The organism is Actinomycetota bacterium (assembly GCA_036280995.1).
Classification (GTDB): Bacteria; Actinomycetota; CALGFH01; order CALGFH01; family CALGFH01; genus CALGFH01.
Genome location: DASUPQ010000452.1, coordinates 1 through 11,298, shown reverse-complemented (window position 1 = coordinate 11,298; position 11,298 = coordinate 1). Strand labels below are relative to the sequence as shown.

The window sequence follows — 11,298 nt, the reverse complement described above, 5'->3', positions numbered from 1 at the left end:
ACCGAGGGGATCGGGGTCGACGGCACGGGTCGCGCCCCCGGCCCGACGAGCCGGTGACGACCGACTGGACCCGGTACGCCACCTCGGCCGGCCCGGTGCTGGAGGCCGCGACCGAGTGGCTGGCCGGGCGCTGCGGCGGAGGTCTTGAAACCGGGGCCGGGAGCGCCCACGCTAGGCCCGTGGAGAACATGGGAGCGTTGTCGTCCCGCCGGGATGTGTTCCTCGACGAACGCGGGGCCGGATTGCGCGTCACCTGGCATCCGGAGCGGGACCTGGTGGTGCTGAGCGTCTGGCAGGGCGACAGCTGCGTCGGGACGTTCCGGATGCTGGTCCAGGACGTCCCCCGGCTCAGCGGCCTGCTGGCGGCCGCCCTCGGCGACTGGGTCGGCGAAACCGGTCCGGGGGCGGGCGTGGGTCCGGGGGCGGGTGTGAGTCGGGAACCCGGGGCTGGTGGGGCCAGGCTGTCGGTGCAGCAGCGGCTCAGGCTCAGCAGGCCGGTGCTGAAGCTGCGCGGGCTGCGACATCGGGGCCGAGGGTCCGCCTAGTTCCCCCGGAACTCCAGCCGCCAGGCCCCCGACCCCGCCGTGACGGTCTCAGCAGGGCCGTGGGTCGTAGGGCCGCAGGTCCGGAACGGCCTTCTCCGCCTTCTTCTTCTTGGCCTTTGTGTCCGAACCGGTGGTTGTGGCCGGCCCACCCTCGGTCAGGGGGCGGATGCCGGTGAAGCCGGGGCCGAGGATGAGGGTGAGGTGGGAAGGGGCGAGGGTGGGGTCCTCGATGAGGCGGGCGCCGCCGAGGAGGGTGCCGGCGAGGGTCTTGGCGTCGGCGAGGCGGCCGGGGGCGTAGCTGATCTGGGATCGGGCGAGGTCGGCGGAGGGGGCGTTGCCGACGGTGGCGATCTGGTAGCCGGAGGTGCGGAGCTTGGTGGCGGTGGTGGCGGCCAGGCCGGTGGTGCCGAGGGCGTTGAGGACGGTGACCTGGGTGCTGGCGGGGGCGGCAGCGCCGGGGGTGGCGCCGGGGGCCGGGGTGGCGCGGCCGAGGAAGCGGCCGACCACGGTGTCGGTGTCGGGCTGCTTGAGGAGCAGGACGTCGCCGAGGGGATGGTCGCTGGGGACGGTGACCGGCACGGTGTAGGTGGCCAGCTTGGAGGGGCTGAAGGAGCGGAAGGCGGCGCCGGTGCGGATGACGTCGCTGACCCGCAGGCCGCTGTCCTTGGTGACCTCGTGGACCAGGGAGCCGACGAAGGCGTTGGCCCGGACCGGGTTGGTCAGGCCCTTGTCGAGGGCCGCCTTCACCAGCGCCTGGAGGAACGCCTGCTGGCGGCGGATGCGGCCCAGGTCGGCCCACGGGTCGCTGTGCCACACGCCGTCCAGCTGGTAGGCGAAGTAGCGGCTGCGGGCGAGGGCGAGGGCACGGCCGCCGTTGAGGTGGCGGCAGCCGGCCTCGCGGATGTCCAGGCCGGACTTGAGGTCCCGGGAGGGGTAGGGGAAGCGGACGTTGATGCCGCCGAGCGCGTCCACGATGGCCCGGAAGCCGTCGAAGTCGATCAGCACGTAGTGGTGGACGGGGATGCCGAAGTTCTGCTCGATCGTCTTCACCAGCTGGCCCGGACCGCCCTGGAAGGCGGCGTTGATGCGGTTCTCGTCGCCGGTGCCGGCGATCGGGACGACCAGGTCGCGGGGGATGGACAGCATGGAGACGCGCCTGCGGGCCGGTTCGACCCTCACCACCAGGGTGGTGTCGTTGCGCTGGCCGCCGACGTCGCCGTAGCGGCCGCCGTCGGCGTCGTCGAGGCTCTCGCGGGAGTCGGAGCCGACCACGAGCATGTTGTAGGGGCGGCCGCTGGTCGACTCGTGCAGCCCCGGGACGTCCACCGAGGGGATCTGGCCGAAGCGGTAGTGCACGTAGCCGTACCCGGCCGTGGTCGCCACGACCAGGAACACCAGGAGCAGGCTGCACCCCACCAGGAGCCGCCTGCGCATCCGCCGAGCCCGGGCGCGGGCGGCCCGAGAGGTTCGTACCATGAGCCGGCACGCTACCACGTGCCGGACGCCTAGCTCCCGCCCGCGGCGAACACCCAGCCCAGCAGGGCCAGGACGATCAGGATGGCGGCGACCAGCAGCGCGATGTCGACCGTCTTCTTGTCCCGGTACCGCCGGGTCGCGTTGAACCCCATGGATGCCCCGTTCCGCCGGATCGCCTCGTTCAGCCGGGAGCTACGCTTCGCTTCTTGAGCCCCGGACCCCCGTCACAGCTCTTCCTTGCGGATGAGCTCCTCGATGTTGACGTCCTTGAAGGTGACCACCCGGACCCTGGTGACGAAGCGGGCCGGGCGGTACATGTCCCACACCCAGGCGTCGTGCAGGGTGATGTCGAAGTAGGTGTCGCCGTCCTCGTTGCGCATCTGGAGGTCGAACTTGTTGGCCAGATAGAAGCGGCGCTCGGTCTCGATGACGTACTGGAACATCCCCAGCACGTCCCGATACTCCTGGTAGAGCTGCAGCTCCATGTCGGCCTCGTAGCGCTCGAGATCCTCGGCGCTCATCGACACTCCCCCTCTTCCTGATGTTCCTGGTTGTCCGCCCACGGCGCGGCCACGCCGGTGAAGGAGTAGCGATGGTAGGCCGAGGGGCCGAGCCGGCGCAGGGCGGCCCAGTGCTCGTCGGTGCCGTAGCCCTTGTGCCGCTGGAAGCCGTAGCCCCGGTAGCGGCGGGCCGCCGTGGTCATGATCTTGTCCCTGCTCACCTTGGCGATGATGCTGGCCGCGGCCACGCAGGTGGCCACCTGGTCGCCCTTCTTGACGCCGAGGACCGGGGCCGGCATGCGGGGCAGGGGGAAGCCGTCGGCCAGGGCGTAGTCGTAGCCGCCCTCCAGCTCCCGCAGCGCCCTGGCCAGCAGGGCGATGTTGGCCCGCTGGAGCCCGACCCGGTCGATCGTGTCGGGCCCGATGCGGACCACGGCCACGGCCAGCGCGTGCTGGTGGATCTGGGCGGCCAGGACCCGGCGGCGCTCGGGGGTGAGCAGCTTGGAGTCGGCCAGCCCCTCGATGGGGCAGTTCCGCGGCAGGATGACGGCGGCGGCGACCAGCGGCCCGGCGAGAGCGCCGCGGCCGGCCTCGTCGACCCCTGCGACCCGGCCGAAGCCGACGTCGCGCAGCCGGTCCTCGAACAGGGCGGTGGCGGTGGCGAACATCGGCAGGAGTGTAACGGCGGGTGGCGTCAGCGGTCGCGCCTGAGCCAGCCGATGTGGTTGAGGGGCCAGATGCGCACGAACGCCCGCCCGACCACGGCGTCGCGCTCGATCGGGCCGAAGAGCCGGGAGTCCTGGGAGTTGCCGCGGTTGTCGCCCAGCACGAACAGCTGGCCAGGGCCGACCGTGATCTCCTTGTCGCAGTTGTCGGTCTGGGTGCCCTGGTCGAGATAGGGCTCGGTGACGGGTTGATCGTTGCGGACCAGCTGGCCACTGCGGCAGGAGATGGTGTCGCCGGGCAGGCCGACGACCCGCTTGATGAAGTCGCGGTCCGAGGGTGGGACCACGCCGACGGCCTGGCCGAGGCTGGAGAAGAAGCCGGCGATCGGGTTGCTCGGGCCGGTGGCCTCGACGCCCGCCTCCTCGCGGACGAACACGACCACGTCACCGTGCTGAACGTCGCCGAAGCGGTAGGAGACCTTCTCGACCAGCACCCGGTCGGAGACGTTGAGGGTCGACTCCATCGACCCCGACGGGATGTAGAAGGCCGCGACCAGGAAGGTCTTGAAGACCACGGCCAGCAGGACGGCCAGGGCGACCAGCACCACCGTCTCGCGGACGACGGCCAGGAACCCCGGCTGCCGCTCGTCCTCCTTGTGGTACGGCGGCGTCTCGGGCTCGGGGGCGCGCGCGTCGGGCGGGGCCGGGGGGTCGACCCGGCCGCCGAGCTTCCCGCGCTCGTCGCTGGTTCTGCTCAAGGGAGCCGGCCTCCCCGGATCACGTCCGGGCGGGGCTGCGCTTCTCCTTGATCTTCGCCGCCCGGCCGGTCCGCTCGCGCAGGTAGTAGAGCTTGGCCCGGCGGACGTCGCCCCGGGTGACCAGCTCGACCTTGGCGATGCTGGGCGAGTGCACCGGGAAGGTCCGCTCGACGCCGACGCCGAAGGAGACCTTGCGGACGGTGAACGTCTCCCGCAGGCCGCCGCCCTGGCGGCGCAGGACGAAGCCCTGGAAGACCTGGATCCGCTCCCGGCTCCCCTCGACCACGCGGACGTGCACCTTGACGGTGTCGCCGGGGCGGAAGTCGGGCAGATCGTCGCGCAGCTGCGCGCGCTCGACCACGTCGGTGATCTGCATGATGGATGAGACTCCTTGAAAGCTGAGAACGCGAAAGGGCAGCGTCGCGCGGCCCGCGTTGACCCGAGAGTAACAGATTCAGCCGGCGGGCTGCGGTCCCTCGGGGTCGTCCCCGGTCTGTTCCAGCAGGTCGGGGCGGAGCCGGCGGGTCCGGTCGAGGGCCTGGGCGCGGCGCCAGCGCTCAACCGCCCCGTGGTCGCCGGAACGGAGCACGGCCGGGACCTCCAGGCCCCGGTAGACGGCCGGGCGGGTGTACTGCGGGTACTCCAGCAGGCCGGCCGCGAACGACTCGTCGGCGGCCGAGGCGGCGTTGCCCATCACCCCGGGGACGAGGCGGGCCACGGCGTCCAGGACGACCAGGGCGGCCGTCTCGCCGCCGGCGAGCACGAAGTCGCCGATGGACAGCACCTCGTGGACGCGGGTGCGGACGCGCTCGTCGATGCCCTCGTAGCGGCCGCAGCAGAGGATCAGCCGGGGCTCGGCGGCCAGCCGCTGGGCGACGCCGTGGTCGAAGCGGCGGCCGTCGGGGGCGAGCAGCACGACCCGGGCCGGTCCCTCGGCCTCCAGGGCGTCGAGGGCGTCGAACCAGGGCCCGGGCAGCATGACCATGCCGGCGCCGCCGCCGAACGGGGCGTCGTCGACGCTGCGGTGGCGGTCGGTGGCCCAGTCGCGCAGGTCGTGCAGGCGGACCTCGACCAGCCCCCGCTCCCCCGCCTTGCCGAGCAGGCCGGTGGCCAGCGGGGAGGCGAAGAACCCGGGGAAGATGGTGACGATGTCGATCAGCACGGGCGTTACTCCCGATTCACCGGGGCACCCCCTCGGGGTTCCCCGGACCCCTCCGGCGGATCGCCGAGGAGCCCGGGGACGGCGTCGACCAGGACCCGGCCCTCGTCCAGCTCGACGGTGACCAGGGCGGCCACGGCCGGGACCAGGGCGCTGCCGCCGCCCGGCAGCTCGACCGAGAGCAGGTCGTGGGCGGCGCCGGGGACGACGTCGGCGACCCGCCCCCGCTCGCGGCCCTGGCGGTCGACCACGGCCAGGCCGACCAGCTGGTGGGGCCAGAACTCGCCGGGGTCGAGCGGGCGGGCGTCGGCGACCGGGATCGACAGCCAGGCACCGCGGAAGCGGTCGGCGGCGTCGCGGTCCTCGATCCCCTCGAGGCTGAGCAGCAGCCGGCCCAGGTGGAGGCGGGCCGCCCGGACCACGACCGGCGCCAGCGGCCCCGGGCCGTCGGGGTCGCCAACGCCCAGCTCGGCCCCGGGGGCGAACCGGTCGGGAGCGTCCGACAGCACCTCGACCGACAGCTCCCCCCGCACCCCGTGGGGCCGGAGCACGCGCCCGACGACCAGGCGCTCTGGAGCGGACACGCTCACTCGCCCTCGGCGAGGACCTCGACCTCGACCCGGTGGCCCTTGGGGGCGGCCGCCTTGACGACCCGGCGCAGGGCCTTGACGGTGCGGCCGCCCCGCCCGATCAGCTTGCCGACGTCGTCGGGGGCGGTCCGGACCTCGTAGGTGACGCCGCGGGCGCCGGGCAGCTCCTCGACGGTGACCCGGTCCGGGTCGTCGACCAGCGCCCTGGCCAGGTAGACGACGACGTCACGCATGGCCGGCTACTTCTTGCCCTTGGCCTTGGCCTTCTTGGGCTCGGCCTTGGCCTTGGCCACGGTGGCCCGCAGCTCCTTGGCGGCCTGCTGGCGCTCGGCCATGCCCTCGACTCCGGCGATGGCCAGCAGCTTGGCCACGGCCTCGGTCGGCTGGGCGCCCTTGGCCAGCCAGGCCGACGCCTTCTCGGTGTCGATCTCGACCTTGGACGGCTCGTTGTTGGGGTGGTAGACGCCGAGGTTCTCGAGGAAGCGCCCGTCGCGGGGGCTGCGCGAGTCGGCGACGACGACCCGGTAGAACGGGGCCTTCTTGGCGCCCATGCGCATCAGGCGGATCTTCACGGCCATGGTGTGGGAGTGCTCCTGTCTCGGGGCGGCCCGCCCGTCCCGGGAGGTCTGCCGTTCCCCGTCGTGTGCCTGTCTGGCTCCGGGACCGAGGCAGTCTAGCGCAGGCCCATCCGGCGCAGCTTCTTCGGGGTCATGCCCGACAGCTGCTTCATCATCCGGCGGGCCTCCTCGAACTGCTTGAGGAGGGCGTTGACCTGCTGGGTGGTGGTGCCCGAGCCGCGGGCGATGCGGGCCCGGCGCGAGCCGTTGAGGATCTTGGGGTTGTTGCGCTCGCCCGGGGTCATGGAGCGGATGATCGCCTCCACCCTGGCCACGTCGCGGTCGTCGACCTCGACCCCCTTGAGCTGCTGGCTCATGCCCGGGAGCATGCCAAGGACCTGGCTGAGGGGACCCATCTTCTTGACCTGCTGGAGCTGGTCGAGGAAGTCCTCGAGGGTGAAGGTGGCCTCGCGGAGCTTGCGCTCCATCTGCACGGCCTGCTCGCGGTCGATCTGCTCCTCGGCCCGCTCGATCAGGGTGAGCACGTCGCCCATGCCCAGGATCCGCCCGGCCAGGCGGTCGGGGTGGAAGGCGTCGAAGTCGGCCAGCTTCTCGCCGGTGGCGGCGAACTTGATCGGCCGCCCGGTCACCGACCGGATCGACAGGGCGGCGCCGCCCCGGGCGTCGCCGTCGAGCTTGGTCAGGACGAACCCGGTGACGTCCACGCCCTCCTGGAAGGCCTGGGCCGTGGCCACCGCGTCCTGGCCGGTCATGGCGTCGACCACCAGCAGCACCTCGGTCGGCTGGACGGCCTCGCGGATGGCGGCCGCCTGGGCCATCATCTCGGCGTCGATGGCCAGCCGGCCGGCGGTGTCGACGATCACCACGTCGCGGCCGGTCCGCTCGGCCTCGTCGCGGGCGCCGAGAGCGACCGGCACCGGGTCGGCGTCCGGCCCGCCCGGGTGGGGTGCGAACACCGGCACCTTGACCTGCTCCCCCAGCACCTGGAGCTGCTTCACGGCCGCCGGGCGCTGCAGGTCGCAGGCGACCAGCAGGGGCTTGCGGCCCTTGCCGGACAGCCAGCGGGCCAGCTTGGCCGCGGTGGTGGTCTTGCCCGAGCCCTGCAGGCCGGCCATCAGCAGCACCGTCGGCGGCCGCGGCGACCACTGGAGCGGCACGTTGCGCTCGCCCAGGGTGACGACCAGCTCCTCGTGGACGATCTTGACCACCTGCTGGGCCGGGGTGAGGCTGCGGGTGACCTCCTCCCCCACCGCCCGCTCGCGCACCCGGGCGATGAAGTCCTTCACCACCTTGAAGTTGACGTCCGCCTCCAGCAGGGCCAGCCGGACCTCGCGCAGGGCCGCGTCCACCTGGGCCTCGGACAGCCGCCCGTGGCCACGCAGGCGGGTGAAGGTGTCTTGCAGGCGGTCGGAGAGGGTATCGAACATGGATCAAGCATATGCGGCCGCCGGGAAGGCCGCCGCGCCGCCGGAGGTGTTGGATGGAGCTCACCCATCTTGGAAGGACCGGGCTGCTGGTCAGCCGGCTGTGCCTGGGGACGATGAACTTCGGCCCGGAGACCTCGGAGGAGGACTCGGGCGCGATCATGGACCGGGCCCTGGACGAGGGCATCAACTTCTTCGACACGGCCAACGTCTACGGCTGGAAGATGGGCGAGGGCGTCACCGAGCAGATCCTGGGCCGCTGGTTCGCCAAGGGCGGCGGGCGGCGGGACAAGGTGGTGCTGGCGACCAAGGTCTTCGGGTCCATGGGCGACTGGCCCAATGAGAACAAGCTGTCGGCGCTGAACATCCGCCGGGCCTGCGAGGGCTCGCTGCGCCGCATGCAGACCGATCACATCGACCTGTACCAGATGCACCACGTCGACCGGGACACGCCCTGGGACGAGATCTGGCAGGCCATGGACCTGCTCGTCCAGCAGGGCAAGGTGCTGTACGTGGGCTCCTCCAACTTCGCCGGCTGGCACATCGTCAAGGCCAACGAGGCCGCCCGGCGGCGGAGCTCGCTCGGGCTCGTCAGCGAGCAGTCGCTCTACAACCTGGCCCAGCGCTCGATCGAGCTGGAGGTGCTGCCGGCCTGCCGCGACTACGGGGTCGGGGTGATCCCCTGGAGCCCGCTGTTCGGCGGGCTGCTCGGCGGGGCGCTGCGCAAGGCCTCCGAGGGCCGCGCCGTCGGCGAGCAGCAGCGCAGGCGGCTGGAGCAGTACCGCCCGCAGGTCGAGGAGTACGAGGCGTTCTGCGACGAGCTGGGCGAGCGGCCCGCCGACGTGGCCCTGGCCTGGCTGCTGCGCCAGCCGGGCGTGACCGGGCCGATCATCGGCCCCCGGACCATGGAGCAGCTCGAGCAGTCGCTGCGCGTCCTCGAGGTCGAGCTGGACGACAAGGCGCTGGAGCGTCTCGACCAGATCTGGCCGGGCCCCGGCGGCCCCGCCCCCGAGGCGTACGCGTGGTGAGGCCGTGACCTTTGACGTCGGCCGGGTCCGGGCGCTGTACCCGGCCCTGGCCGACGGGTACGCCTACCTGGACGGGGCCGCCGGGACCCAGGTGCCGGGGGTGGTGATCGAGGCGATCGCCGGGGCCTACCGGGCCGGGATCGGGAACGTGGGCGGGGCCTTCCCGGCCAGCGGGCGCTCGGACGGGATCGTCGCCGAGTGCCGCCGGGCCGTCGCCGACCTGGTCGGCGGCGAGCCGGACGGGGTCGTCCTCGGGCCGAACATGACCACCCTCACCTACCGGCTGGCGACCGCGCTGGCCGCCGGCTGGGCGCCCGGCGACGAGGTGGTCGTGTCCCGGCTCGACCACGACGCCAACGTCCGGCCCTGGGTGCAGGCCGCGGCCCGGGTGGGGGCGGTGGTCCGCTGGGCCGAGGTCGACCTGGCCACCGGCGAGCTCCCGGCCGGCCAGTACGACGGGCTCGTCACCGAGCGGACCCGGCTGGTCGCGGTCAGCGCGGCCAGCAACGTGCTCGGCACCCGGCCCGACGTGGCCGCGATCTGCGCCAGGGCCCACGCCGCCGGGGCCCGCACCTACGTCGACGGGGTCCACGCGGCCGCCCACGGCCCGGTGGACGCGGCCGCCCTCGGGGCCGACTTCTACGCCACCAGCGCCTACAAGTGGTCGGGGCCGCACGTCGGGGCCGTGGTCGCCGACCCGGCCCTGCTGGAGACGCTCCGCCCCGACAAGCTGGCCTCGTCCTCCGACCAGGTGCCGGAACGGTTCGAGCAGGGCACCTCGCCGTTCGCCGACTTCGCCGGGGTGGTGGCCGCCGTCGGCCACCTGGCCTCCCTCGACCCGGCCGCCGCCGGCCCCCGCCGCCAGCGGGTGCTGGCCTCCATGGCCGCCGCCGAGGCCTACGAGCTGGAGCTGTTCGGGCGGCTGCTCGGGGGGCTGGAGGCCATGGGCCACGTGACCACCTACGGCAAGGCGGCCCGGCGGACCGCCACCGCCTACTTCACCGTCGCCGGCCGGACCCCCCTCCAGGTCGCCGAGCACCTGGCCGCCCGCCAGGTCAACGTCTGGAACGGCCACAACTACGCCTGGGAGCTGACCGGCGCCCTGGCCATCCGCGACGCCGGCAGCGCCGTCCGCGCCGGCCTCGTCCACTACAACGACCGGGAGGACGTCGACCGCCTGCTGGAGGGCGTGGCCGAGCTGGGCTGAGCCGCCCGCCCGGCTCAGACGCCGCCGGGGAGGGCGGCGGCCACGATCAGGCCGCGATCGAGGGCGTGGCGGCGGGCCGCCTCGGTGTCGGGCGAGAAGATCAGGTCGACCCCGTGGCCGGCCAGCTCGGCGGCGATCGACCGCACGGCGGCGTGGCGCTGGGGGGCGACGTCGCGGACGTACACCGCCAGGACCCGGCCCGGGTGGCCCAGGACCACCTGGCGGTAGATCTCCGGGTCGCGCTCGCCGCTGTCGCCGATCAGGACCACCTGGAGGCCGGGGTAGGCGTCGAGCAGCCCCTCGATGGCGGCGAGCTTGTGGGGCTCCCCCGCCTTGAGGGTGCGCAGGCTCCAGTCGCGCAGGAGCAGCGGCCCGCGGGGGATGCCGTGCACGCCCAGGAAGTCCTCCAGCAGGTCGTAGAGGTTCCAGGGGCTGTTGGACACGTAGAACACCGGGTTGTAGGCCTCGCCGTCGCGGCCGCGCTGGAGCGCCTGGTAGAACCCGGCCACGCCCTCGAACGGGAGCCGGGTGTGGGCGTTGTGGAGCAGGGTCAGCTTGGCCATCTGCCACAGGCTGGTGGCGTGCGAGTGCAGCACGGTGTCGTCCAGGTCGCTGACCACCGCGAACTGGGGGTCCCTGGGGATCAGGACCTGGCCGGTGGCGTGGGTGGCCCCGGCCGGCGCGACCGGCTCCAGCAGCTTCAGCTCGACCGGCTCCCAGACCCGCGGGTCGTCCAGCGGCCGGGGCAGGTCGAGGGCGACGTCGAAGTAGCCCTCCTCGTCGGCCCGGACCCGCGCCTCCTCGCCCAGGGCCGCCCTGGCCGCCACCAGGGCCCCCGGGACCTCGTCGCTCTCGAACCGGTGGAACATGTTGCGCAGGTTGTCGACCACCGAGTCGCCGAGCCGGGACCGGACCAGCCCGGTCGAGCGCAGCACCCGCCCGCGCAGCCACAGGCGGGTCGGGGTGCCGTAGCCACGGAAGGCCTGCAGCTCGACGTGCCGGCGCCTGCGGAACCCTGTCATGACCCTACGGTAGCCTGCCCGGGCCCTGGATCGGACCCTGGGAGGGACCATGCCGACCACCTGGCCGAACCGTCCCGGTGGGCCGGGGTCAGGGGGTGGCGCGGCGCAGGCGGCGCCCGGCCAGGGTCGAGCGAAGCAGGAAGGCCGGGGTGGGCGGAACCCAACCGAGCTGGCGGGCCTGGCCGAGGTCGTCGCGGTCGGCGGCGTGGCCGACGATGCGGCCCTCGGCCAGGCGGTACCAGTGCGTCTGGGAGCTGACGAACGACCGGCCGTTGGAGGCGAACACCTGGGCCGGCCGGCCGTCGGGGCCGTAGGTCACGAACGGCGCCACCTGCTGGCCGCGCAT

Annotated in this window: 15 protein-coding genes and 1 pseudogene; 3 read left to right on the top strand and 13 right to left on the bottom strand. The window is 73.3% G+C overall.

Features of this window, described 5'->3' with window-relative positions; all coding sequences use genetic code 11:
• A partial coding sequence (locus VF468_15100) for a hypothetical protein (GenBank protein HEX5879620.1) occupies nucleotides 1-545 on the top strand: 545 nt, incomplete at its 5' end.
• Nucleotides 546-593: 48 nt separating this feature from the next.
• On the opposite strand, the gene VF468_15095 is transcribed toward VF468_15100, so the two are convergent.
• The 11 genes and pseudogenes from VF468_15095 to ffh all read right to left on the bottom strand — a co-directional run bounded on the left by VF468_15095 (nucleotide 594) and on the right by ffh (nucleotide 7,698).
• A complete protein-coding gene (locus VF468_15095) occupies nucleotides 594-1,979 on the bottom strand; it encodes an LCP family protein (GenBank protein ID HEX5879619.1) in 1,386 nt (461 codons plus the stop codon).
• Between the two features lie 71 nt (nucleotides 1,980-2,050).
• Nucleotides 2,051-2,173: a hypothetical protein gene (locus tag VF468_15090; protein HEX5879618.1), complete on the bottom strand. Its 123-nt coding sequence runs from the start codon at nucleotides 2,171-2,173 to the stop codon at nucleotides 2,051-2,053.
• Nucleotides 2,174-2,245: 72 nt separating this feature from the next.
• Nucleotides 2,246-2,542 carry a DUF2469 domain-containing protein gene (locus tag VF468_15085; GenBank protein HEX5879617.1) on the bottom strand — a complete coding sequence of 99 codons (297 nt, stop codon included), beginning with the start codon at nucleotides 2,540-2,542 and terminating at the stop codon, nucleotides 2,246-2,248.
• Entirely contained in the window at nucleotides 2,539-3,189 is a 651-nt protein-coding gene (locus VF468_15080; protein ID HEX5879616.1) for a ribonuclease HII, read from the bottom strand. Before VF468_15080 ends, VF468_15085 begins: the two co-directional genes overlap by 4 nt.
• Before the next feature lie 26 nt (nucleotides 3,190-3,215).
• Complete coding sequence (gene lepB / locus VF468_15075; GenBank protein HEX5879615.1) at nucleotides 3,216-3,944, bottom strand: signal peptidase I; 729 nt, start codon at nucleotides 3,942-3,944, stop codon at nucleotides 3,216-3,218.
• 19 nt (nucleotides 3,945-3,963) lie between these two features.
• Complete coding sequence (gene rplS / locus VF468_15070; GenBank protein ID HEX5879614.1) at nucleotides 3,964-4,320, bottom strand: 50S ribosomal protein L19; 357 nt, start codon at nucleotides 4,318-4,320, stop codon at nucleotides 3,964-3,966.
• Nucleotides 4,321-4,398: 78 nt separating this feature from the next.
• The gene (trmD, locus tag VF468_15065) at nucleotides 4,399-5,106 is read right to left on the bottom strand and encodes a tRNA (guanosine(37)-N1)-methyltransferase TrmD (GenBank protein HEX5879613.1); all 708 of its coding nucleotides are present in this window, start codon (nucleotides 5,104-5,106) and stop codon (nucleotides 4,399-4,401) included.
• Between the two features lie 5 nt (nucleotides 5,107-5,111).
• Nucleotides 5,112-5,687, bottom strand: a complete 576-nt coding sequence (rimM, locus tag VF468_15060; GenBank protein HEX5879612.1) for a ribosome maturation factor RimM — start codon at nucleotides 5,685-5,687, stop codon at nucleotides 5,112-5,114.
• Nucleotides 5,688-5,689: 2 nt separating this feature from the next.
• Complete coding sequence (locus VF468_15055; GenBank protein ID HEX5879611.1) at nucleotides 5,690-5,926, bottom strand: KH domain-containing protein; 237 nt, start codon at nucleotides 5,924-5,926, stop codon at nucleotides 5,690-5,692.
• Nucleotides 5,927-6,031: 105 nt separating this feature from the next.
• Nucleotides 6,032-6,271, bottom strand: a pseudogene (gene rpsP / locus VF468_15050) (30S ribosomal protein S16).
• 95 nt (nucleotides 6,272-6,366) lie between these two features.
• Nucleotides 6,367-7,698, bottom strand: coding sequence for a signal recognition particle protein (gene ffh, locus VF468_15045; GenBank protein ID HEX5879610.1), 1,332 nt, complete (start codon nucleotides 7,696-7,698; stop codon nucleotides 6,367-6,369).
• A 53-nt stretch (nucleotides 7,699-7,751) separates the two neighbouring features.
• On the opposite strand from ffh, the gene VF468_15040 reads away from it, so the two are divergent.
• Entirely contained in the window at nucleotides 7,752-8,723 is a 972-nt protein-coding gene (locus VF468_15040) for an aldo/keto reductase (GenBank protein HEX5879609.1), read from the top strand.
• Nucleotides 8,724-8,727: 4 nt separating this feature from the next.
• Nucleotides 8,728-9,930, top strand: a complete 1,203-nt coding sequence (locus tag VF468_15035; GenBank protein HEX5879608.1) for a cysteine desulfurase-like protein — start codon at nucleotides 8,728-8,730, stop codon at nucleotides 9,928-9,930.
• 14 nt (nucleotides 9,931-9,944) lie between these two features.
• On the opposite strand, the gene VF468_15030 is transcribed toward VF468_15035, so the two are convergent.
• Together VF468_15030 and VF468_15025 are read right to left on the bottom strand one after the other, a co-directional pair.
• Nucleotides 9,945-10,952: a phosphatase domain-containing protein gene (locus tag VF468_15030; GenBank protein ID HEX5879607.1), complete on the bottom strand. Its 1,008-nt coding sequence runs from the start codon at nucleotides 10,950-10,952 to the stop codon at nucleotides 9,945-9,947.
• Between the two features lie 88 nt (nucleotides 10,953-11,040).
• Nucleotides 11,041-11,298 (bottom strand): hypothetical protein (locus VF468_15025; GenBank protein ID HEX5879606.1); only part of this gene is annotated, 258 nt, incomplete at its 5' end.